Here is a 21,402-nt window from a genome sequence, read left to right on the forward strand (position 1 = left end):
CGCGGCGGGCTCGCCCCCCGATCAGGGATCGACCGGCACTTCGATCCGGATCGTCGTCCCGCTCTCCGTGGTGTCGACGTCGAACTCGCCGCCCGCCTTCGCCACGACCCAGTACATGAGCCAGATGCCGAGCCGGTCGGCGTGGGTCAGCGACGTCTCGCCCGCCACTAACACCTGCGTCTCGTGGTCCGGGATCCCGGGGCCGTCGTCCTCGACCTCGATCGCGACCCACCCCGGCGGACTGCGCTCGACGCGCACCTCGACCGACGGCGACGGCGCGTCGTTGTGCTTCACGGCGTTCTCGACCGCCTCCGCCACGGCGACCGGGAGGCCGACGACCGTCGCCTCTATCGGGTCGTCGTCCGGGAGCGTCAGGCTCACCTCGGCGTCCGGGTAGCGGCTCCGCATCCGGTTCCGGAGTTCGATCAGCTCGTCGCGGAGGTCGATCGGGGCGTCGAGCGCGGGCGCCGAGACCGTCTCGTCGACTTTCTGAACCGCCTCCGCGATCCCCGTGAGGTCCGCAGCCGTCTCGGAGATCACGTCGAGCGCCCGGCGTTGCGACTCCTCGTCGGGACCGTTTCGGAGCAGGCCCGCGTACCCCGTGATGAGGTTCATCTTGTTCCGGAGGTTGTGGTTGAGCACCCGGGCCATCACCTCCAGGCGCCGCTCGCGGATCTTCCGTTCGGTGATGTCCGTCTGGAACCCGACGAAGTGCGTGGTCTCGCCCGCCTCGTTTTGTAGGGGCTCGATCTGGAGCCGGTTCCAGAACTTCTGTCCGTTCGCTCGGTAGTTGAGGATGTCCACGTCGACCGACCGCTCCTCGTCGAGTCCTGCCCGGATCTCGTCGGTCGTCTCGTCGGCCGTGTCGGGACCTTGGAGGAATCGGCAGTCCTCGCCGAGCCGCTCCTCGCCGTAGCCGGTCAGCGCCTCGAACTCCTCGTTGAGGTACGCGAGCGGGTTGTCGTCGCCGTCCGTCGCCCGCGCGAGGGTGATTCCTACGGGGGCCTCGTCCATCGCTCGCTCCGTGAGCCGCAGCTCCGCGACGGTCCGCCTGAGGCGGAGCGAGGTGGTCCGGCGCTCGATCAGGTTCGAGACCCGAGTGAGCAGCGCCCGTCGGGTGACCGGCAGCTCGATGACGTCGTCGACGCGATCCCACGCGCGGTCGGCCGGCCGCCCCCGAGACCCCTCGCTCACCAACAGCACGAACGGAAGGAACGCGGGATCTGCGCGCTCGCGCCGGGAGTCCAGCGCGTCGCCGGCGGCGTCGAAGGCCTTCGCGTCGAGGACGCAGCAGTCGAACTCGCCGTCGAGCGCGGACGGGTCGCTCCCGGTCCGGATCCGATAGCGCTCGCCCAGCGCCTCGGCGAGCAGGTCGCGGTCGCGGTCGGCGTCCATCAGGAGAAGGACCGTCGCGTCGCCGCCCGCGGTCGGCGTCTCCCCGCGCACGCGATCGGCGGTTCGGACGTTGTCGCCGACCGCCTCGCCGGGGTCGGACCCGTCGCTGTCGACACCAGCGACAGTCGGACCCGACTCCGAATCCATCTCGTTTCAACGAGGCAGGGAACGCACTAAGAACTACCCATATATATGGCGGTCGCGGCCGACCGGGGTGGTATGACATCGCCAACGGCCGAGCGAGCGTCGACCGGCATCGCCGGGCTCGATGAGATTCTGTCCGGCGGCCTCGTTCCCGAACGGAGTTACATGATCCGCGGGCAGGCCGGGAGCGGGAAGACGATCTTGAGCCTCCACTTCCTCCAGCAGGGCGTCGACGAGGGGGAGACGGCGCTGTTCGTCAACCTCGAGGAGGACCTCCGCGACCTGAAGGCGAACGCGGCCGCGCTCGGCTTCGACACCGACGCGATCGAGTTCCTCGATCTGAGTCCGGGCGCCGACGCGTTCGTCGAGGACGAGTCGTACGAGGTGTTCGAGCCGGCGGAGGTCGAACGCGAGCCGCTGACCGACCGCATCGTCGAGGGCGTCACCGCGGTCGACCCGGACCGCGTCGTCGTCGACCCGCTGACCCAGCTCCGCTTCCTGCTGTCCGACGACTACCAGTTCCGGAAGCAGGTGGTCGGGTTCATGCGGTTTTTAAAGGACCGCGGGGCGACGGTGCTGTTCACCGTCCAGAACACCGAGTCGCTGCCGACGGACGACTTGGAGTTCATCACGGACGGGACGATCCGACTGGACGCCGCGTCGTACGGCAAGACGGTGAGCGTCCCGAAGTTCCGCGGCTCGGCGACGCAGGGCGGCGACCACGCCTACCGGGTCACCGACTCGGGGATCGAGGTGTATCCGGCGCTCCAGCCCGGTGTGCGCAACGCGGGCGACGGCCGGTTCGAGCAGATCTCTTCCGGCATTCCGGAGGTCGACGAGCTGCTCCACGGCGGCATCGAGCGCGGCACCGTCAGCATCGTGAGCGGGCCGACCGGCGTGGGGAAGACGACCCTCAGCACGCAGTTCATGAAGGAGGCCGCGGGCCGGGGCGAACGCTCCGTCATCTACCTGTTCGAGGAGACGAGGGGGACGTTCCTCGCCCGGTCGCGGGCGGTCAACATCCCGGTGGACCAGATGATGGAGAAGGGGACCCTTGAGGTGGTCGAAGTGGAAGCGTTAGAGCGGTCGCCACAGGAGTTCGCGCGGATGGTCCGCGACGAGGTCGAGGGGCGGGACGCCGACATCGTCATGATCGACGGCATCTCCGGCTACCGGCTGACGCTCCGCGGCGGCGACGACCAGATGCTCCAGCAGATACACGCGCTCGGTCGCTACCTGAAGAACGCGGGCGTGACGGGGATCTTCGTCGACGAGACGCGGAACGTCACCGGGGAGTTCCAGGCGACGATGGAGAACGTCAGCTACCTCGCCGACAACATCCTGTTCCTCCGCCACCTCGAGGTCGACGGCGAGATCCGGAAGGCGATCGGCGTCTTAAAAAAGCGCACGAGCGACTTCGAGCGCACGATCCGCGAGTTCAAGATCACGGAACACGGGATCACCGTCGGCGAGCCGATGTCCGGGCTCCGCGGAATCTTGAGCGGCACGCCCGAGGTCCTCGACCGGGAGCGGCGCGGGGCGGAGCGCGGCGACCGCGACGAGTAGCGCGTCTCAGCTCGGACCGGCGGGGTCGGAGCCGTCGTCGTCCGCAACCTCTTCCCCCGCGTCGACCACCGTCTTGCCGATCGCCTCCGGGACCACGCGACGGTCGGCGTCCGCCCACTCGCGGTCCAGCTCCGCGCCCTCGAACAGGCGGTCGAGGAAGACGGAGAGCCCGGCGACCTCGGAGTGCGGCTGGTTCGTCACGCCCACGTTGAAGTCGGCGCGCTCGTACAGCGCCCACGGCACCTTCTCGCCGCCGACCACGACGAGGAGGTCGCGCGGCGGCGACGCCTCCCCGACGACCTCGGGCTCGTCGAGGCCGACCGCCTCGCGGACGTCTTCCTCCACGTCCTGAACGCGCTCGCCGTACATCGTGAGGTGGACGACGACGCCCTCGAAGTTCCCGACGAACGCCTTCTGGTCGTCGCGGAGCTCGACCGCGAACGGCCCGCCGAACCGGTCGGTGATATCGCGGACCGTCTCCGCCGACTGCCCCGCGTTGTCGGGGAGTATCACCCGGTCGGCGCCGAGCGCCCGCGCCGTGAGCCCGACGTGCGTCGTCATGCGGTCGTCGCGCCCCGGCCGGTGGCCGTACCGGAGGACGACGACCTCGCGCGCATCGTTCATGCCACGGAGTGCGAGGGCGAGTCGGGTGTCGCTTTCGATGCGAGGGCGCGGCCGTGTTGATCCGTACTCGTGGATCGAATTGGAGCGAGTCGACCCGAGGTGACCACGTAACTGAAACCTTCTTGTGGGAGGCGGTCGCGGTATGCGCCATGACGAGCGTCAAGGAGTTCCGCGTCGACGAGCCGGCGACCGCCGACGGGCTCGGCCGGGGGCGGTTCGTCTTCACGGACGCCTACTCGGTGTTCGACTGGGGGCAGATGCCCGACGTGATCCCGAACAAGGGCGCGAGCCTCTGCGCGATGGGCGCGTTCAACTTCGAACTGCTGGAGCGCGAGGGGGTCCCGACCCACTACCGAGGGGTCGCGGACGCCGACTCCGGCGATGTCGTCCCGCTCGACGAGGCGAGCGCGCCGCCGACGGAGATGGCCATCGACCTGACGCAGGTCCCCGACCTCCCGTACGAGGGGCCGCACGCCGGCTACGACTACGACGCCTTCCACGCCGCGGGCGGCGAGAACTACCTCGTCCCCCTCGAAGTGGTGTTCCGCAACCGCGTCCCCGTCGGCTCCAGCCTCCGGCGCCGCAGGGAGCCCGCGGATTTCGGCCTTGACGACCTCGCGGGGGGCGACGGCGAGTGGCCCGACGAGCCGGTCGACCTCCCCGAGCCGGTCGTGGAGTTCTCGACGAAGTACGAGCAACAGGACCGCTACCTGACCCGCGCGGAGGCCGACGCGGTCGCGGGCGTCGCCGACGTCGACGCCCTCGAGTCCCTCGCGCGAGAGGTGAACCGCGTCGTCACCGAGCGCGCCGAGGCGGCCGGCTTCGTCCACGAGGACGGGAAGATCGAGTGCCTCTACGTCGACGGCGAGCTCCGGGTCGCCGACGTGGTCGGCACGTTCGACGAGAACCGGTTCTCCTACGGCGGGCGCGGGATCTCGAAGGAGGTCGTCCGCCAGTGGTACAAGGCGAACGACCCCGACTGGGTCGCGGCCGTGAAGGAGGCGAAGGAGTCGGTGGCGGGCCGCGACATCGACGACTGGCGCGAGCTCTGCGACGAGTCGCCCGACCCGCTGCCGCCCGCGGTCGTCGCGGCCGTCTCCGAGATGTACGCGGCCGGGACGAACGCGTACACCGACCGCGAGTGGTTCGACGTACCCGACATCGAGGCGGCGCTCGACGCGGTCGACGCGCTGTAGGCCGGGGGCGGCAAATCCGCTGCGAGTCGCCGTCAAACCCTCACGATCGACGAAACGCGAGGGAACCTCTTTACCGCCGACGCGCGTGGTTCCGCGCATGACCACCGACGCCGACTTCGGGGAACGGCTCGAGAACCGGACGGTCGCGTATCTCGACCGAATCGACGACTGCGTCGCGCTCCTCCCGCGAGCGCTCGATGCGTACGCGACCGAGGGCGCGTTCGACGAGACGGTCGACGAGATCGCCGCGGTCGAAAGCGAGTGTGACGAGCTCGTCCGCGAGATCAGGGCGCTCATCACCGACGCCGGACCGGACGACATCGGCCTGTTGAACACGCGGATCAACTTCAACGAGTCCGCGCTGCTCGACTTCTACAACGAGCTCGACGTGGTCGCGAACCACACCGAGCGGATCGTCCAAGAGGTGGCGATGATGCGCCCCGCGGCCGGCGTCGAACCGTTCGACGACATGCGCGAGATGGCCGACCGGATCGCCGAGATGACGGTCGTCCTCGCCGACGTCGTCGAGGGGTTCGTCAGGGGACTCGCCCGCGCCGACGCCACGGAGACGCTCGCCGAGGGGATAGCGTCGATTCGCGCGCTCGAAAGCGAGTGCGACGAGCTCCGCAACGACGCCATCGAGACGGCGTTCGCCGACGGCTCTATCGACCAGCCGCTCGTCTACCGCGAGCTCGCGGTCCTGTTGGACGAGCTGGCGAACACGATCGAGGACCTCACCGACCGGATCGTCGTTATCGCGAGCAAGGAGCCGGGGATCGTGACCGAGACGGACGGCGAGTAGCGCGCGGCGCGTCGGCCGCGGCGCAGCTACCCCCCGGGCCGCCACCGACCGCCGATCTCCTCGCGGGGGTAGTCCTGATACGTGCCGTCGAGGTACGTGGTGACGCGGCCGTCTTCCTCGCTGAGCGTGATCGCCCACAGGACGTTCTGCCGGAGCGACGTCTCCAGGGCGCTCATGTGTTTGGTTCCCATCCAGTCGGGGTACTCGAGCTCCGCGACTCCCGGTACCTCCGCGTGGTGAGGGCTTCGGACTCGGACCATCTGTCGCTGGATCGTCCCGTCGCCCGTCACGACGATCGCGCCGTCGCGGCTGAACCCGACGTCCTCGGCGACCCGCCGAAACGCCTCCGGCGAGTCGAGCACGATCTTACACCGGTCGGTCGGCCAGACGTTCTCTCCCAGCGGGTCGGTGTACGACTCGAAGTCGGTCTCGGCGACGACGAGGAAGTACAGGCTCGGACCGCTCACGTACTGGTCGTCCCACTTGTCGAACTCCATGCTCAACGCCTCGGCCACGTATCGGATCTGGTCCATGAGATCCTGACTGGTGGCGTACTTCTTCAACACCTGATCGAGTTCTTCCATTCGGCTCTACCGTCGATAGGGGCGGAGGCGTGTTAAACGCTCGTGGGGTCGAATTCGCCGCCGCTCGCCTCACCGCCGCGCCCAGTCGAGCACCCGCTCGTAGAATGGGTCGGAGCCGAGCGCGTCGGCGTCGCCGACGAGCGTCAGCTGCTTTTTCGCCCGGGTGAGCGCGACGTTTATCCGGCGGTGGTCCTCGAAGATGGGGCCGTCGAGGTCGCCGGTCGCGACGAAGGAGACGAGGATGACCTCCTTCGAGGAGCCCTGGAAGCGGTCGACGGTGTCGACGGTCACGTCGGTCCGGCGACCGATCTCCGCGACCTGCGCGCGGAACGGGGCGATGACGCCGATGTCGTCCGGATCGACGCCGGCGGCGACGTAGGCGTCGACGACCGCGGCGACGCGCTCGGCCTCGCGGACGTTCCGGTTGCCGTCGCGCTCGCCGTCGGGGTCGACGAACCCCACGCCGCCCGTCAGCTCGGGCGCGAGCGCGTCGGGGTCGACGCCGAGATCCGCGAGCGTCTGCCCGGCCACTTCGGGCGTGGCGGGCCGGAGCGCGCCGTCGTAGAACTCCGCGGAGGCGAACGCCTGGATGCGCTGGCTCATCCGGTACTGGCGGTCGAGCATCACGCTCGCGTCCGGATACTCTTCGATGAGGCGCTGGAAGAGGGAGGTCTGGAGGTCGTTCTCGGCGCGGACGACCGGCGGGAGCTGCTCGTGGTCGCCGACGAGGACGAACCGGTCCGCGCGGTTGATCGCGGCGTGGGTTCCGGGCTCCGTGAGCTGGGAGGCCTCGTCGACGAGCGCCACGTCGAACTCGCACTCGCGCATGACCCGGGAGCCGCAGGCAGCGGTCGTTGCGGCGACGACCGGTGCGTCCCGCAGCTCGGCCGCCTTCGCGTTCGGCTCACCGCGCTGGACGAGCCGCACGTCCTGCATGTCACCGCGGACGCCGGTCTCGGTGCCGACGCGCAGGATTCCGCCGGTTTCACCGGCTCCATCTGGTCGCGAAGACGCGACCCAGTCCTCGAACCCCTGGTCGCGCAGCGCTTCGAGGGCGTTGTCGACCGCGCGGTTCGTGAACGCCGACAGCAGCACCCGGTTCCCCTCCGCCACGAGCGCCCGGATCGTCCGCGCGATGGTGTACGTCTTCCCGGTGCCCGGCGGCCCGTGGATCAGCGCCAGGTCCTCGGCGTCGACCGCGAGTTCGACCGCCTCGTTCTGGGACGCGTTGTTGTCGATGTACGCCTCGGGCGCGTCCGGGCCGTCCGCGTCGCCGCTCCCGGGACTGCCCGGCGGGCGCTCGGCCGGGTCCCGGAACTCCGGTTCGCGCCGGCCGAAGATCACGTCCTTGCGGTCGGGGTCGCCCTTCAGCACGGCGTCGTGGAGCGCGGTGAGCGATCGGTCGACGGAGATCTCGGAGGGGTAGACGTCGAGCCGGCGCAGCTCGACCGGCTCGTCCGTCTCGACGACGACCTCGTCTTTCCCGAGTTCGGTGATCCGCCCGAGTTCGGCGTGGCCGGAGACTGGGTCGCCGTCGCTCGCGAGCGCCACGTCGCCCTCGCGGAGCTTCGAGACGGCGTCGCCGGGCTTCCGGGCGCGGAGCTCCCAGCGCGCGTCGTCGATCTCCGTCTGCGCGACCGGTTCGAGGTCGATCAGCGCGCGGTCGTCGGCCGCCCGCTCCTCCGGGGTCTGCTCCCACAGCTTCCGGTACTCGGCGTGAGTCTCGCGGCGCTCCTCCTCCAAGGCGACGTAGAAGCGGTCGAAGTAGTCGCGCTCCGCGTCGGGCACGGGCGTCCCGACCTGCCCTGCCTTCGACTCCTGATCGAGGCGGCCGGAGACGACCATACACGTGTCCTGCTCGAAGCAGTAGCTGCACGTCGCGTCCGCCTCGTACCCCGTCGGGACGGTGGGGCGCTCGCCGGGGTCGTTGAGCGCGCGCCACTCCATCGCGGCGAGGGCGTTGCGCTCGCGCACGACGAACTCCAGGAAGCCCCGCCCGACGGTGAACTCCTTGGCGGGCGCGAGGTCGCCCGACTCCTCGTTGCGGTCGAGGGCGGTGTTCTTCGTGTACAGCAGCGTCCCGATGTCCGGATCGACGCCGCGCTCGTCGAGCATGAGCGCGTAGCAGGCCGCCTGAACCTTGTCGTGGAACCGCGGCTCCCGCTTGGTGTTCTTCCCGGTCTTCAGCTCGACGGGGGTGCCGCGTCGGAGCGCGTCCGCCCGCCCTTTTAAACCGAACGTGGGCGAGATGAGCGTGAACTCCGAGCGCCACGTGTCCTCGTCGCTCAGGGTGCCCTGCGCGAGCCACCCCTCGACGGCGGCGGCGTTGCGGCGCACCTCATCTTCGACCTCCTCCGTCTCGTAGCCTAAGAGGCCGAGTTCGAGGCCGGCCTCCGCGACGCGGTCCTCGATCGACTCCTCCAGCTCCACGCCTCGGAGTAGGTCCCCGAACACCTCGTGGACGATCGTCCCCTTGACGACCGGGTAGTTGAGCGGGACCCCGGAGAGCTTATTTAAATAGTACATCCGCGGGCACTGGACCCACGACCGGATCCCGGTCACGTCGACGAGGAAGTCGGGCTGGAGGACGACCCACGACTCGTCGGTCGTCGCGTATCCCGTCTCGCCGCGGTACTCGTCTTCTTCCGGGTCGGTGACGAGCAGTTCCATCCCCGGTTCAGCGTGCTCGGCCGTCTCCGTCCACTTCCCCCACAGCGTCACGTCGACCGGATCGCCCGCGCCGCGGTCGGGCCGGACCCGCAGCTCGCGGAGGTCGCGCTCGCCGTACGACGTCGACACCGTCCGCGCCTCCCCGACGGAGACGATCGGCCCGCGAACGTTCACGTCCCCGCTCGGCGGCGGCCCCGAAAAACGCTGTCGGTGGGGGCGGTCGGCCGTCGACCGCGCGCGACTCCGTCCGTCCCGATCCGCCGGCACCGACACGCTCTTGCGCTCGCGCGACCGATGAGTCGACCGACATGCGCGTACGAGACTGGGACGACATCCTCGCGGACGTCGCGAGCGACTCGACCGACCCCGACGGCTGGCGGGCGGTCGCCGGCTCCCGCGAGGGCGGCCTCGGCGAGGACCTCTACTTCGGCCACCCGAGCGTCGGCCTCTACCACCTGAAGACGTACGCGAAGAACCCGCGCGACCTCCGCGGCGTGGGCGCACAGGTCGCTCGCAAGGTCGACGACGAGCTCGACCCGCTCCTCCCGGACGCCGACAGCGACGGCCGGTTCGCGGTTCAGTCGGCGCCCGAGGACGAGGAGCACGCCGAGGAGATGGCGACGCGGCTCACGGAGGCGCTGCGGGTCCACGCCGAGGCGCCGACCGACCCCGACCACCTCTTCGAGGACGTGATGGAGGCGGTCGAATCGCCCGCGTTTGGTCCGATGGAGTACGAGTTCGACGGCCGCCCCGACGAGCTCGACGAGCTCTCCGACACCTTCGACGAGGCCGAGGAGCTGCTCACCTCGGAGCTCGACGACCTGATCGAGGACGACGACGTCGACCGCGGGTTCCACTGAGGCCGGCGCAGTCGGAAAGTCGGTCCGAGCGACCCCCTCACCACAGCGATTCGACGCGCCGTTCGATCGCGTCGAACGCCGTCGAGTACACTTCGAGGGGGTGGAGCGACGGCAGGTCAAGGCCGGACACCTCGGCGCCGGTCGGCGGCTCGTGGAAGTGGACCCGAGCGTCGTGGGCGTTCGGGTGGCGATCCCACCGACACTCCCAACGGTCGTCACTCCGGTCTTCGACGTAGTGGATCGAGAAGTCGTCCGTCGCGAACCACCGGACGTCGACCCGGGCCGCGGTCACCGGATCGGGATATCGCTCCGTGTCCAGTTCCGCTCGCAGCGACCGCGGCTCGTACGGGTCCGGCTCGAACTCGGTCGCGGCGACGAGGGGATCCGACGCCAGCTGTCGTTCGAGCAGTCGCAGCGTCTGTCGGTCCGGCGGGCCGGTCGAACCGTTCCTCGCATCTCCGTCCGACGGACCCATCTTCAGGCCGGGATCAGGCGCCCGTCGTTCTCCGCGAGCCGGCGCGCGAGCTCGTAGAGCCGGCGGTCCCGAATCGCTCGGCGCCAGTCGCTCACCGCCTCCATCCGCTCGTGGACGGTCTCGTGGTCGGCGGCGTCGAACACGGAGACGACGCTCGGGTCGTCTGCGTCGAACCGCGCCTCGTACTCGGACCGCCGCTCTTCGAGGTCGGCGACCCGGTCGATGATCTCCTCGACCGAGAGGTCTGCCGCGATCCGGCTCGCGTCCTGCCATTCGAGGTACCCCTCGTTCCGCTCGTACGTCGCCGGGCGACTCTCTCGGTTCGCGCGGGCGACGCCCATCTCCGCCAGCCGATCGAGGTGCTTCTTCGCCGCGTTCGGCGAGCAGTCTGCGAGGTCGGCCACGTCGGTGTAAGCCGTCGGCGACGTCAGACCGAGGACCGCGTCGTAGACGCGACCGAACGTGTCGGTCCCCGCCTGCCACCGCGACTCGCCCGCCTCGGAATCGGGGGCGGGATCGAAGTTGGTCATGGCGACGCGTACGGACCGGCCATCAAAATATCTTTGTGCCTCTCAGATATTTGTGTGTCGCCGGCACCGTACCAGCACCTCGTGCCGAATCCGCCGCCGTCAGATCGCCGTCACCCACGCCTGATACTCGGCGTCGAGCTCGTACACCTCGCGGAACGCGCGCTCGACGAACCCCGCGACGCGGTTCGCGTCCGACCGCGCGGTGACGACGGCGTTCGTCCCCTCGGCCTCCTCGGGGCTGACGAGCTCGTCGATCCGGAACTCGGGGAACTCGGAGAGCAGGTCCTTCAGGCGGTCTAACTCCTCGTCGGTACAGTCCAAGATGAGTTCCGTCCCCGCCAGCTGGATCCACGGTGGCACCTCGCCCCCCTCGGTGTCGTCGCTGTCGGGGTCGACGTCGACGGTCATCACGTCGCCGGAGCGCGCGCGGTGCGCGGCCGCGGCGTCGGCGAACAGCTTCAGCCGCTCGTCCTCGGTCGCGGCGTCGAATCTGGTCATACGGTCGCTCGGCCGCGACGGGGCTTAAAAATCCGCACTCCGGAGCGGCGGGCGTCCCGTCACCGACTGCGCCGCGTCGGACCTACTCCCGCTCCGTCTCCGCCAGCACGTCGTCGACGAGCGAGCGCGTCCGCTCGGCCTCGGCGAGCCGTTCGTCGGCCCCGCCGCGCTCGATCAGCGCCAGGTCGTCGCCGTCGAGCGCGTCGCGCACCTCGGCCGCGCGGCGGAGCCGCTCGTACTCGTCGCTCCGCGCCAGCTCCCGGACGGAGCGGAGCGTCGCGACGACCTCGTCGTCCGCGATCCGGCCGACGAGCGGGACCAGCTCGTCGATCTCGTAGGCGAGCTCGTCGCCCGGCTTCGGCGGCCAGTCGAGCGTCAGCGGCTCGCCGTCGAGGCGTTCGAGGTACGTCCGGTGGACCGCGACCGCGGTGCGGAGCGCCCCCGGGTCGTCGACGTAGTGCTCCAGCTTGGAGTTGGTGTAGTCGGCGTACTCCAACAGCGTCGCGGGCGGCTCCTCGCCGGCCGCGTGCGTCTCGACGTACTCGGCGAGGTCCGTCGGCGGCACGTCGACGTCGACGAACGGCGTCGCGTCCGCGCGGTCGAGGAAGTCGAACACCTCGCGGGCGGACGCCGACTTGAAGAACTCCCGGAACGCCTCCCGGATCCCCTCGTCGTACGCCTCGATCGGGTCGCGGAGGCGATCGAGGTCGGCGTCGAGGTCGGCGTCGGCCATCCCCGCGACCTCGCGCAGTTCGTCGAGCCGCGAGTCGAGGCGCTTGCGGGCCTCGCGGGCGTCCTTCCGGGCCGCCCGGTAGTCGTCGACCGCGTCGTCGTACGCCTCCAGCAGGTCGACGAACTCCCCGGCCGGCTCCAGCGCCTCGCGTGCGGCCGCGAAGTCCGACTCGGAGAGCCGGCGCTTGTCGACCGCCTCGTCGGCCGCCTCGAAGGCGTCGCCGGCGGGCGTGTCGTCGTCCACGTCGACCGCGTCGCCGAACTCGCCGCGGAAGCGGACGTACGACTCGAAGTCGCCCGAGCCGACCGCGTCCTCCTCGAACCGGTCGAGAACCCGCTGCGCGCGGCGGTAGGCGTCCGCGGCCGCCTCGACGCGGTCGCGCCCGTAGCCGTCGATCCGGGACTCGATCCGGCGGAGCTCGTCGTAGCGCTCGCGGAGCCGCGCGGCCGCCTCGCCGGCCTCGGCGACGGGGTCGGCGCCGTCGCTCTCCGTGACGGCCTCGGCCATCGGTCAGTACACCTCGTCGGGGTCGAAGACGCGCTCACCGACGTGCTCGCCGTCTATCGTCCGGTGGAAACACGAGCGGTGACCGGTGTGGCAGGCCCCGCCAGCCTGGTCGACGAGGTACAGAAGGGTGTCGGCGTCGCAGTCGACCCGGACCTCCCGGACCGACTGGGTGTGGCCGGAGGTACCTCCCTTGTGCCAGATCTCCTCGCGGGACCGGGAGTAGTAGTGGGCCTCGCCGGTCTCGCGGGTGCGCGCGAGCGCCTCGGGCGAGACGTACGCGAGCATCAACACCTCGCCGGAGTCGGCGTCCTGGGCGACCGCCGGCACCAACCCGCTCTCGCCGAAGTCGACGTCGATCGGCTCGGCCTCCGCGTCGGCGTCACTCATGGCTGTCCGGAGGCGTGGCGCTCGAATAGTCCTTGTGTCTGCGGTCACCGCGCGGGAGCGCCTGCCGCGAGGCGACTCGGGTGCGCTACCCGTCGCGAGCGTCTCGTGTGCGCTACCCGTCGCGAGCGCCTCGGGCGCGCTACCCCAGCCGCAAGACGAGCGCGTCGCCGTCGGCGTACGCGTCCGGCCGCCGCTCGACGACTTCGAAGCCGAGCGACTCGTAGAGGGCGAGCGCCGCGTCGTTGTCCGGGTGCGCCTGGAGCGTCACCGGGCCGTCGGCGTCGGCGATGGCCGCGCGGAGGAGCCCGCGGGCGCGCCCCTCCCGGCGGAAGGCGGGCGCGACGACCAGCTCGGCGACGTGGACGCCCGGGCGGTTCGGCGCGTCCACCGGGAGGAGGTAGCCGACGACGCGGCCGTCGGCGACGCTCACCTGGGCGGCGCCCACCGCGAGCCCGTACTCCAGCAGGTCCGGGCTCGGCTGCCGGAGGTGCGACTGGAGCTCGCGGATCCGGTCGGCGTCGGCAGTCCGTCCCGGGCGGACTCGGGGGTCGGGGCCGTCGCGTTCGTCGGACGCTCGGTTGTCGCCGTCGCGTTCGTCCCTGCCGGAGCCGGACGCGTTCTCGCCCGCCATTCACACCACCGCCCAGAGCGCGACGGCGACGGCCGCGCCGCTGAGCGTCGCGAGGAAGTTCACGGCCTGGTTGCCGACCCGGTCGCCCTCGATCAGGGCGCCGAGGAGGCTGTCGACGGTCATCCCGGCGACGCCGGCGGCGACCACGGCGCCGCCCGCCGCAACGCCGCCCGGGGTTACCGGGTCGAGCACCGGCGTCCCGCCGGCGGCGAGGGCGCCGACGAGCAGGGCTCCGGAGAGGCCCGCCAGCTCCCCCTGCCAGGTGATCGCGCCGTCGGTGCCGGGCTCGACGCGGCGGAGCGTCGTCACCAGCCGCGGGCCGTCGAAGAGGCCGCCGATCTCCGAGGAGAGCGTGTCGGCCATCGCGGTCGCCGTCGCGCCCGCGAACGCGAAGCCGAGGGGGGCGGCCGGGACCGCGAGGTGCGGCGCGGCCGCGTACCCGACCACCGCCGCGAGCGCGACCGCAGAGTTCGCCAGCACGTTGCCGGTGCCGCGGGCGCCCTCGTTCTCCTGGGCGACTCCCCGGGCCGCCTTCTCGTCGAACCGGTACTTCGAGGCGAGGCCGCCGATCGCGTAGAAGGACATGAGCGTGAGGAACCAGCCGACGCCGCCGAGGACAACCGCGAGCAGCGCCGAGACGACGCCGGTGAGCATCCCGGCGACCGAGGCGGTGCCGATGGCGAAGGAGACGTAGCCGAGCGCGCCGGTCACCGCGAGGCCGACGACGATGAGGAGGGGGCCGACGGTCGGTTCCAAAGCGAGGAAGCCCCAGACGACGAACGCGACGAGGATCGTCGTGATGTGCGCGTCCCGGGAGAACACGAGCGAGCGGACGAGCGCCGCCGTCAGCGCGGCCGACGCGGCGAGGAAGACGAGGAGCGGGACCGTCTCCCCGTCGACGGGGGCGCCGGTCTGGAGCCGCACCCCGATCTGTCCGACGAGGGCGGCGGCCGTCCCGGCGGCGACGTAGCCGGCGACGAGCGGGAACTCGTCGGTCGTCCGGCGGGAGACGAGCGTCCGACCGAGGCGGCCGGCGCCGACCGCGAGCGCGGCGGCCGCGAACGCCTCGTACGGCAGCGGGGCGCGCGGCAGCGAGGCGAACAGCGCGAGGCCCGCGCCGGCGAGCGCGAAGGAGACGAGCCCGTAGAGGCGCTCCGCCTCGCGGTCGCCGGGCAGCGCGAGCGTCTCGAACCACTCCCCGTCGCGGACGCCGAAGAAGGCCGCGCCGGCGACGGCGAAGAAGGGGACGGCGGCGGCGGTCTCGAGCGACGGCGCGAGGACCGCGAGCGCGGCCACCGCGGCGAAGACGCTCGCGCGTCGGAGCCTCCGTATCACACCTTCGGCTACCCCCGACGACCACTTAACGGTCCCGACAGCCGTCGGGCGGTCGATCGCCGACCGAAGCGCCCGCGACGCCGCTTTCAGTACCGGTACTCGTTGAACTGGACCGCGTGTCCCTCCAGTACGCGGACGGACTCCTCCGGATCCTCCTCGTCGTCCCCGGTCCGATCTTCGTGTGAGTCAACCACTCCCATATGCGAGCGGTGCGCTCGCCGGTACATAACTGTTTCCCACACGGCGAACGTAGTTGGCGGCTCGTTGCGGGGTCCTCAGTCGACGACGCGATCGATCTCTCCGAGATGGTCGATCACGTGGTCCGGGTCGATCGCGGACGCGGCGAGGTCGTCGTCGTCGGTGACGCCGGAGCGGACGAGCACCGTCGTCATCCCGGCGCGCTCCCCGAGCGCGATGTCCGTGTCGAGCCGGTCGCCGACGACGAGACACTCCTCGGCGGGGTAGGGGAGCCGCTCGCGCACCATCTCGATCGCGGTGTCGGAGGGCTTGCCGAGGACGGCGTCGGGCTCGCGCTCCGCGACGCCCGCGATCGCGTTGATCACGGCGCCCGACCCGGGCACGTCGCGCTCGGGGGCCGGGATCACCACGTCGGGGTCGGTTCCGATGAACGGGATGTCGCGCTCTAAGGCCCACAGCGCGGTACAGAGGTCGTCGTAGTCGAACTCGCGGTCGATGGAGGCGACCAGGGCGTCGGCGGCGTCGACGTCGTCGGTCGTCGAGAGCCCCGCCTCCGCGAACTGGTCGAGCAGTCCCGGGGCGGCGATACAGAGCAGGTCGTCGTCCGCGTGGCGTTCTCGGAGGTACCGCGTCGTCACGCTGCCGGCGGTGAAGACGCGGTCGGCGTCGACGTCGTACCCCGCCGCGCCGAGGCGGTCGACGTACGCCGGCGGCGCCTTCGTCGGGTTGTTCGAGACGAACAGGGGCTCGACTCCGGCCTCGCGGAGCCGCCGGTACCCCGCCGGGGCGCCCGGGATCGGATCGTCGCCGCGCACGACCGTGCCGTCGACGTCGATGACGGCGCCGCTGTATGTCATACCCCGAATGCGGGCGCCACGGCCGTAGGGGTTGCGCCCGCGTCCGTGGCGAAGGACGACCCCGGGCTAGGGCACGCAGATCACGAACTCGGTACCGGTTCCACCTTCGGGATAACGGAAGGGTAAAGCGGCAGCGTTCCGTATCGGTGTTCACTGTGACGACGACTCAGGTGACCCTCGTCCAGATCGACAACTACGGGCCGTGGACGACGACGCCGGAGCCGCGCCGGGAGATGGACCTCCAGACGCTCCAGTCGCGGCTGTTCGCCGACGTCGCCCAGTTCCTCGGCCACCGCGACGCCTACGTTTTCTTCACCCGCTTCGACAACATGATCGCGGTGACGAACGGCGTCGACGGCGCGGCCCACGCGACCCTTCAGGAGTCGATCGGCAACCGCTACCCGGTCAGCGTGAGCCTCGGGACCGCCGTCGCCGAGCGCCCCGTCGACGCGCTCGAAGCGGCGAACCGGCGGCTCCAGACGGAGGGGAGCGCCCAAGACGAGAGCCGGACAGAGGTGCTCGCCGGGGAGTACCTCTCCGAGACGGATCGGTCGGACCTCCAGGTCGCACACTTCGACGTGGTCAACGCGACCGGCAAGTACACCGACCGACTCAACGAGTTCGACACGTTCATCAACATCGAACAGGCGTACGGCTCGCTGATGCGCCACCTCCGGGAGGCGCACGGCGCCCTCTCCTTCTTCGTCGGCGGCGACAACGTCGTGGCGGTCTGCCCCGACCTCCCGAGTCGGCGTTCTCGTCGGCGGTCGCCCACGTCGCGGACGACGTCGACGTCGAACTCCAGGTCGGCGTCGGCCGCGGCGCCTCCGCCCACGAGGCCGGCTTCACGGCCAAACACGCGCTCGAAGACTGCCGACACGACGGGACGAGCGTCGAGCTGTTCGGCGCGCCCGCCGCTGGCGATTAGCGGGTCCAGCCGCGCAGTCGGCCGGTTTCGTGGCGCGGAACGGCAGATTCAAATCTGATAATTTCGGTGCGAGGTTTTTATACACCGGCCGGGAACCCCCGCACAGCATGTCAGAGGAGATAGTGTTCGTCTGTACGGCGGACGGCTGTGACGAGGGCCCGTGGGAGGGCTCGCACGACGCGATGGCACACTGCTCCGAGCATCCGGACCACGGGTACACCGGGATGCCGCGGTCGGAGATCGACCCGACCCGCGAGGTCATCCCCGCGACCGCGACGCGGAAGCGCGACAACCGCAACCTCCAGCACAAGGGGCACCCGAAGGGTGCGTACGCGCAGAACGACTGACGAGTCTCGACGGGCGAGCCGCGACTCCGGCGTCCGTCCCAGACGCTGGGAGCGGCTCCCCGTCCTCGTCGCGGGGCGCGGCGGCGCCGCGTCCGACTGAGTCGGCGGTTTCTCCTCATTCGATCCGACGCCGTTTATGAGCGGGCCGGACGTAGGAGCCGGCATGGTCTCGGAGATCTTCGATCCCGACACGTGGGAGCCCGTCACCGACGAGTTCGACGACATCACCTATCACCGCGCCGTCGACGTCCCCGCGGTCCGGATCGCCTTCGACCGCCCCGCGGTCCGCAACGCCTTCCGTCCCGGCACGGTCGACGAGCTGTACGCCGCGCTCGACCACGCGCGCAAGCAGGCCGACGTCGGCACCGTCCTCCTCACCGGGAACGGCCCCTCGGAGAAGGACGGCGGCTGGGCGTTCTGCTCGGGCGGCGACCAGTCGGTGCGGGGCGGCTCCGGCTACGAGTACCGCGACGACGACGAGGCGGGCGACGACGACGACGACCTCGTCCGCTCGGCGCGCGCCGGTCGGCTCCACATCCTCGAGGTCCAGCGGCTGATCCGATTCATGCCGAAGCCCGTCGTCGCGGTCGTCCCCGGCTGGGCGGTCGGCGGCGGCCACTCGCTGCACGTCGTCTGCGACATGACCCTCGCCAGCGAGGAGCACGCGAAGTTCCTCCAGACCGACCCCGACGTGGGCTCGTTCGACGGCGGGTTCGGCTCCGCCTACCTCGCGAAGCAGATCGGCCAGAAGAAGGCCCGCGAGGTGTTCTTCCGCGGGAAGACCTACTCGGCCGAGGAGGCCGCGGACATGGGGATGGTCAACGAGGTCGTCGCCCACGAGGAGCTGGAGGACGTGGCCCTGGAGTGGGCCGACGAGATGACCCGGAAGTCGCCGACCGCGATGCGGATGTTAAAGTACGCGTTCAACATGGCCGACGACGGGATGGTCGGCCAGCAGGTGTTCGCCGGCGAGGCGACGCGGCTCGCGTACATGACGGAGGAGGCCCAGGAGGGCCGCGACGCGTTCTTGGAGGGCCGGGAGCCGCAGTTCCGCGACTATCCGTGGCACTACTGAGCGGCGGCCCGCCGCCCGGCGGGACAGCGGATCGGCGCCGCGCCCCCCGCAGCCACCTACAAGTACCCCGCCGCGGTAGCTCCGCTATGCTCGTCGAGGAGGTGATGACGACGGACCTCGTGACCTGCGACGTCGACGCCACGGTCCGGGACGCCACGGAGCGGATGCTCCGCAACCGGGTCGGGAGCGTCGTCGTTACGGACGGCGGGACCCCGGCCGGGATCCTGACCGAGAGCGACGTCCACCACGCCGGATACGTCACCGACGATTCCCTGTCGTCGATCCCAGTCCGGAAGGCGGCGAGCGCTCCCCTCGTCACCGTCCGGCCGAGCGCGACGCTCCGAGCCGCCACGGAACGCATGCGCTCGGAGGGCGTCAAGAAGCTCGTCGACGGCGTGACGCCCGAGGGGATCGTCACCACGGGGGACGTCGTCGACAACTACGCACGGATCCGTCAGGAGGTCCGGGACCTCGCGACGGACACGACCGGCTGGTCGGAGCGGACCGACGACCTCCGCGACTGAGCGGGGGAGGTCACTGTTCGAGCGGGCTTCGGTCGGGGGTCGCCCCGCGACGCCGGACCAGCCGGCGCAGGAACCGGTAGACCGGGAAGAGGTAATCTTCGAACCGCTCGTAGACGCCGCTCTGACTCGCGTAGACGATCACCGGGACGTCCGCCGCCCGTGCGGTCTGAATCACCGCGTCGGGCGTGCTCCCGAACACCCACTGGCGGAAGCGCCTGTCGCGCGACGCCCCGATCACGAGGAGCCCGCCGGCCTCGGCGGCCGTGTCGACCAGGCCGTCGGCGATCGTCCCGGCCTCCACGTTCATCACGCGGAGGTCCTCGACGCCGTTCAGTTCGGACACGGTCGTCGCCGGGTCCTCCGGCGGCTCCTCGCCGCCGGGATCGACCGTGATGACGTTCACGTTCGCCCCCTGTCGGCCCAGCACTCGAACGACCGACAGCGCGGCGCGGTGGTGTGGACCGCCGCCGGCGCCCACGTTCACCGTCTCGACCGTCTCGCCCTCGTACCCGCTCGTGAAGACGACGTCGCAGGGGGCGCCGTACTCGACCCCTCTGGTGATCTCCTCGCTCTCCTCGGGGTATCCCATCAAGATCAGGTCGGCCCCCTGATTCCGGGCGGTATTGTTGATGTCAAACGCGATGTTCCGGCAGGTGTGGGCGGTCACCGTGTACTCGACGGGGTGGTCGTCGGCCGCCAGCACCTCGGTGATACGGTCCGCTCGGTCGGTGGCGATGTCGCTGACGACCTCGTGGGGCGTCTGCTCCGGGATCTGCGTCACGGTGAGGACGGTGACGGACACGTCGCGGTCGCTCCCAGACGCGAGCACGTCCGCCAGTTGGAGGTATCTCACGGCGTTCTCCGGGCGCGCGACCGGGATCAGTACCCGGAACGGCCCCGCGTCTCCCTCGTCGACCGCCGCCCCGCCGGAGGCGGGGGTTTCGTCGGGTGCCGGCTCGTCGGGTGCCGGCTCGTCGGGTGCCGGCTCGTCGGCCGCCGGCTCGTCGGGCGCCGCCTCTTCGGATACCCCCTCGTCGGCCGCCGCGGCGGTCTCGGACCCCGGCACCTCCCGAATGAGGTCCTCGACACCGGGGGCACCGCCCCAGACGAGGTAGGCGACGACCAGCACCCCCGACAGCAGCAGTCCGACCGCGACGCCCCGCCGCGGGAGGTTGTACACCAGCCCGAGGTTCGCGACGACCCCGACCAGCGGCACGAGGGGGACGCCCGGAACCCGGAAGCCGCGCTCGATATCCTCGAACCGCCGCCGGTGGACGATCAGCGCGACGTTGACGACCGCGAGCGGGAGCAGCAGGTTCAGCGTCGCGAACCCGGTGAGCGCGTTGAGCCCGAGGTCGATACCCGCCAGCCCGTCCTCGGCGGGGAACACCGCGATGAACGTGACGATCAGCGTGACGATCACCCCCGTCGCGGTGGTCACGCTCCAGAACGGCGTGCTGTACTCCGGATGGATGCGGGCGAACGGCCGCGGGGCCTGCCCCTGCCGGCCCATCAGCGACCCGATCGACGACGCCGCGAGGATCGACGCGTTCGACGCGGACACCATCGAGAAGACCGCGCCGGCGACGATCAGTGACTGCCCGACGGGACCGAGGAACCCCGCCGCGACCCGTCCCATGGCCGTCTCGCCCTCCCGCGCGATCACCTCGGGCGGCACCGGCGAGTTGGTCATCGCGACGATCACCAGCGCGTACAGGATTGTGACCGAGACGATGCTCGCCGCGATCGCTCGCGGGACGGTCTTGCGGGGTTCGATTATCTCCCCGGCGCTCGCCGCGATCGCCGAGAACCCGAAGAAGGTGATGAACGCCAGCGCCGCGACCGAGAGGATGCCGACGACGTCCGCGGAGAACTGCGCCGCGAAGGTGTCCACGGCGGCCGTGGGGCCGCGGAACGCGAGCGCCCCGGCGATGAACGCGAAGAGCACGGCGACCTTCGCGCCCGAGACCAGGAGCTGGAACGTCCCCGACTCCTCGGTTCCCCGGCTGTTCAGGACGCCGAGGAGGACCGCGGCCGCTACGCCCGCGGTCCCGTGCGGCAGCCAGCCGAGCGATTCGGGGATGATGAATCGGACGAACCACTCGTCCATCGTCGCGAGATAGAAGGCCGTCGTCCCGGTGTACCCGAGGAACAGCGACGCCCCGATCCCGTACGTGAGGAGGTCCCGGCCCTCGAACGTCCGAGAGACGAACAGGTAGCCGCCGCCGTTCTCCGAGTAGATCGAGGCGAACTCCGAGTAGGCGGCTGCCGTGATCCCGGCGATCACCGCGGCGATGACGAAGGAGATCACGGCGCTCGACCCGATCCGGGCGACGGCGGCGCCCGAAAGCGAGAAGATCCCCGCCGCGATCATCGTTCCGAGCCCGATCGCGAAGGCGATCTTGAAATCGAGCGTTCGAGTGTGTTCTACCACGTCGACCACTCCCGTGACGATGAGTAGGTGTTCATGATCGCGATCCGCGAGGGGAGCATTCGGCGGCCTCTCCCGACGCTAATTAGTCTGCGCTTTCGTAAA

Annotated in this window: 20 protein-coding genes and 1 pseudogene; 8 read left to right on the top strand and 13 right to left on the bottom strand. The window is 70.6% G+C overall.

Translation table 11 applies throughout. The features are described 5' to 3' along the window. Positions 1-21 precede the first annotated feature (21 nt). Positions 22-1,542, bottom strand: coding sequence for a PAS domain-containing protein (locus J7656_RS04850; protein WP_211554278.1), 1,521 nt, complete (start codon positions 1,540-1,542; stop codon positions 22-24). 72 nt (positions 1,543-1,614) lie between these two features. On the opposite strand from J7656_RS04850, the gene J7656_RS04855 reads away from it, so the two are divergent. Continuing rightward, a complete protein-coding gene (locus tag J7656_RS04855) occupies positions 1,615-3,105 on the top strand; it encodes an ATPase domain-containing protein (protein ID WP_211554279.1) in 1,491 nt (496 codons plus the stop codon). Between the two features lie 6 nt (positions 3,106-3,111). Here J7656_RS04855 and J7656_RS04860 read toward each other — a convergent pair whose 3' ends face one another. Further along, complete coding sequence (locus tag J7656_RS04860; protein ID WP_211554280.1) at positions 3,112-3,729, bottom strand: tRNA (cytidine(56)-2'-O)-methyltransferase; 618 nt, start codon at positions 3,727-3,729, stop codon at positions 3,112-3,114. A gap of 149 nt (positions 3,730-3,878) precedes the next feature. Here J7656_RS04860 and J7656_RS04865 point away from each other — a divergent pair, with 149 nt between their 5' ends. Both J7656_RS04865 and J7656_RS04870 read left to right on the top strand, forming a co-directional pair. Next, positions 3,879-4,925, top strand: a complete 1,047-nt coding sequence (locus J7656_RS04865) for a phosphoribosylaminoimidazolesuccinocarboxamide synthase (RefSeq protein ID WP_211554281.1) — start codon at positions 3,879-3,881, stop codon at positions 4,923-4,925. Positions 4,926-5,022: 97 nt separating this feature from the next. Next, positions 5,023-5,727, top strand: a complete 705-nt coding sequence (locus J7656_RS04870; protein ID WP_017344167.1) for a DUF47 domain-containing protein — start codon at positions 5,023-5,025, stop codon at positions 5,725-5,727. A gap of 26 nt (positions 5,728-5,753) precedes the next feature. Here the strand turns inward: J7656_RS04870 and J7656_RS04875 are convergent, their stop codons facing one another. Beyond that, the gene (locus J7656_RS04875; protein ID WP_017344168.1) at positions 5,754-6,311 is read right to left on the bottom strand and encodes a diadenylate cyclase; all 558 of its coding nucleotides are present in this window, start codon (positions 6,309-6,311) and stop codon (positions 5,754-5,756) included. A gap of 69 nt (positions 6,312-6,380) precedes the next feature. After that, positions 6,381-9,155 carry an AAA domain-containing protein gene (locus J7656_RS04880; RefSeq protein ID WP_017344169.1) on the bottom strand — a complete coding sequence of 925 codons (2,775 nt, stop codon included), beginning with the start codon at positions 9,153-9,155 and terminating at the stop codon, positions 6,381-6,383. A 134-nt stretch (positions 9,156-9,289) separates the two neighbouring features. On the opposite strand from J7656_RS04880, the gene J7656_RS04885 reads away from it, so the two are divergent. Beyond that, on the top strand, positions 9,290-9,841 hold the full coding sequence (locus tag J7656_RS04885) for a hypothetical protein (RefSeq protein WP_017344170.1): 552 nt from the start codon (positions 9,290-9,292) through the stop codon (positions 9,839-9,841). Positions 9,842-9,878: 37 nt separating this feature from the next. Here J7656_RS04885 and J7656_RS04890 read toward each other — a convergent pair whose 3' ends face one another. The 8 genes from J7656_RS04890 to J7656_RS04925 all read right to left on the bottom strand — a co-directional run bounded on the left by J7656_RS04890 (position 9,879) and on the right by J7656_RS04925 (position 15,992). Further along, positions 9,879-10,316, bottom strand: a complete 438-nt coding sequence (locus tag J7656_RS04890) for a toxin-antitoxin system TumE family protein (RefSeq protein WP_017344171.1) — start codon at positions 10,314-10,316, stop codon at positions 9,879-9,881. A gap of 2 nt (positions 10,317-10,318) precedes the next feature. Beyond that, positions 10,319-10,846 carry a DUF7342 family protein gene (locus J7656_RS04895; RefSeq protein WP_017344172.1) on the bottom strand — a complete coding sequence of 176 codons (528 nt, stop codon included), beginning with the start codon at positions 10,844-10,846 and terminating at the stop codon, positions 10,319-10,321. A 99-nt stretch (positions 10,847-10,945) separates the two neighbouring features. Further along, a complete protein-coding gene (locus J7656_RS04900) occupies positions 10,946-11,344 on the bottom strand; it encodes a DUF7975 family protein (RefSeq protein WP_211554282.1) in 399 nt (132 codons plus the stop codon). Positions 11,345-11,426: 82 nt separating this feature from the next. Continuing rightward, positions 11,427-12,584: a DUF7118 family protein gene (locus J7656_RS04905; RefSeq protein WP_017344174.1), complete on the bottom strand. Its 1,158-nt coding sequence runs from the start codon at positions 12,582-12,584 to the stop codon at positions 11,427-11,429. A gap of 3 nt (positions 12,585-12,587) precedes the next feature. Continuing rightward, entirely contained in the window at positions 12,588-12,971 is a 384-nt protein-coding gene (hisI, locus tag J7656_RS04910) for a phosphoribosyl-AMP cyclohydrolase (RefSeq protein WP_017344175.1), read from the bottom strand. A gap of 139 nt (positions 12,972-13,110) precedes the next feature. Continuing rightward, positions 13,111-13,602, bottom strand: coding sequence for a GNAT family N-acetyltransferase (locus J7656_RS04915; RefSeq protein WP_017344176.1), 492 nt, complete (start codon positions 13,600-13,602; stop codon positions 13,111-13,113). After that, positions 13,603-14,937, bottom strand: coding sequence for a DUF92 domain-containing protein (locus J7656_RS04920; protein ID WP_017344177.1), 1,335 nt, complete (start codon positions 14,935-14,937; stop codon positions 13,603-13,605). It lies immediately after the preceding gene. A gap of 275 nt (positions 14,938-15,212) precedes the next feature. Further along, positions 15,213-15,992, bottom strand: coding sequence for an HAD-IIA family hydrolase (locus J7656_RS04925; RefSeq protein WP_017344178.1), 780 nt, complete (start codon positions 15,990-15,992; stop codon positions 15,213-15,215). 155 nt (positions 15,993-16,147) lie between these two features. On the opposite strand from J7656_RS04925, the pseudogene J7656_RS04930 reads away from it, so the two are divergent. The 4 genes and pseudogenes from J7656_RS04930 to J7656_RS04945 all read left to right on the top strand — a co-directional run bounded on the left by J7656_RS04930 (position 16,148) and on the right by J7656_RS04945 (position 18,866). After that, positions 16,148-16,920: pseudogene (locus J7656_RS04930) on the top strand (GTP cyclohydrolase III). Positions 16,921-17,027: 107 nt separating this feature from the next. Then, positions 17,028-17,267 carry a hypothetical protein gene (locus J7656_RS04935; protein WP_004596760.1) on the top strand — a complete coding sequence of 80 codons (240 nt, stop codon included), beginning with the start codon at positions 17,028-17,030 and terminating at the stop codon, positions 17,265-17,267. 163 nt (positions 17,268-17,430) lie between these two features. Then, positions 17,431-18,342, top strand: a complete 912-nt coding sequence (locus J7656_RS04940; RefSeq protein WP_017344180.1) for a 1,4-dihydroxy-2-naphthoyl-CoA synthase — start codon at positions 17,431-17,433, stop codon at positions 18,340-18,342. 86 nt (positions 18,343-18,428) lie between these two features. Next, a complete protein-coding gene (locus tag J7656_RS04945) occupies positions 18,429-18,866 on the top strand; it encodes a CBS domain-containing protein (protein ID WP_017344181.1) in 438 nt (145 codons plus the stop codon). 10 nt (positions 18,867-18,876) lie between these two features. Here the strand turns inward: J7656_RS04945 and J7656_RS04950 are convergent, their stop codons facing one another. Next, entirely contained in the window at positions 18,877-21,300 is a 2,424-nt protein-coding gene (locus J7656_RS04950) for an amino acid permease (protein ID WP_026046286.1), read from the bottom strand. Between the last annotated feature and the right edge of the window lie 102 nt (positions 21,301-21,402).

Origin of the sequence: Halorubrum ruber (assembly GCF_018228765.1) — an archaeon.
Taxonomy (GTDB): domain Archaea; phylum Halobacteriota; class Halobacteria; order Halobacteriales; family Haloferacaceae; genus Halorubrum; species Halorubrum ruber.

Excerpts from the sequence above, each read along its gene's own strand:
- J7656_RS04850 (WP_211554278.1), bottom strand. The coding sequence starts at position 1,542 with ATGGATTCGGAGTCGGGTCCGACTGTCGCTGGTGTCGACAGCGACGGG.
- J7656_RS04855 (WP_211554279.1), top strand. The coding sequence starts at position 1,615 with ATGACATCGCCAACGGCCGAGCGAGCGTCGACCGGCATCGCCGGGCTC.
- J7656_RS04860 (WP_211554280.1), bottom strand. The coding sequence starts at position 3,729 with ATGAACGATGCGCGCGAGGTCGTCGTCCTCCGGTACGGCCACCGGCCG.
- J7656_RS04865 (WP_211554281.1), top strand. The coding sequence starts at position 3,879 with ATGACGAGCGTCAAGGAGTTCCGCGTCGACGAGCCGGCGACCGCCGAC.
- J7656_RS04870 (WP_017344167.1), top strand. The coding sequence starts at position 5,023 with ATGACCACCGACGCCGACTTCGGGGAACGGCTCGAGAACCGGACGGTC.
- J7656_RS04875 (WP_017344168.1), bottom strand. The coding sequence starts at position 6,311 with ATGGAAGAACTCGATCAGGTGTTGAAGAAGTACGCCACCAGTCAGGAT.
- J7656_RS04885 (WP_017344170.1), top strand. The coding sequence starts at position 9,290 with ATGCGCGTACGAGACTGGGACGACATCCTCGCGGACGTCGCGAGCGAC.
- J7656_RS04890 (WP_017344171.1), bottom strand. The coding sequence starts at position 10,316 with ATGGGTCCGTCGGACGGAGATGCGAGGAACGGTTCGACCGGCCCGCCG.
- J7656_RS04895 (WP_017344172.1), bottom strand. The coding sequence starts at position 10,846 with ATGACCAACTTCGATCCCGCCCCCGATTCCGAGGCGGGCGAGTCGCGG.
- J7656_RS04900 (WP_211554282.1), bottom strand. The coding sequence starts at position 11,344 with ATGACCAGATTCGACGCCGCGACCGAGGACGAGCGGCTGAAGCTGTTC.
- J7656_RS04905 (WP_017344174.1), bottom strand. The coding sequence starts at position 12,584 with ATGGCCGAGGCCGTCACGGAGAGCGACGGCGCCGACCCCGTCGCCGAG.
- hisI (WP_017344175.1), bottom strand. The coding sequence starts at position 12,971 with ATGAGTGACGCCGACGCGGAGGCCGAGCCGATCGACGTCGACTTCGGC.
- J7656_RS04915 (WP_017344176.1), bottom strand. The coding sequence starts at position 13,602 with ATGGCGGGCGAGAACGCGTCCGGCTCCGGCAGGGACGAACGCGACGGC.
- J7656_RS04925 (WP_017344178.1), bottom strand. The coding sequence starts at position 15,992 with ATGACATACAGCGGCGCCGTCATCGACGTCGACGGCACGGTCGTGCGC.
- J7656_RS04935 (WP_004596760.1), top strand. The coding sequence starts at position 17,028 with ATGTCAGAGGAGATAGTGTTCGTCTGTACGGCGGACGGCTGTGACGAG.
- J7656_RS04940 (WP_017344180.1), top strand. The coding sequence starts at position 17,431 with ATGGTCTCGGAGATCTTCGATCCCGACACGTGGGAGCCCGTCACCGAC.
- J7656_RS04945 (WP_017344181.1), top strand. The coding sequence starts at position 18,429 with ATGCTCGTCGAGGAGGTGATGACGACGGACCTCGTGACCTGCGACGTC.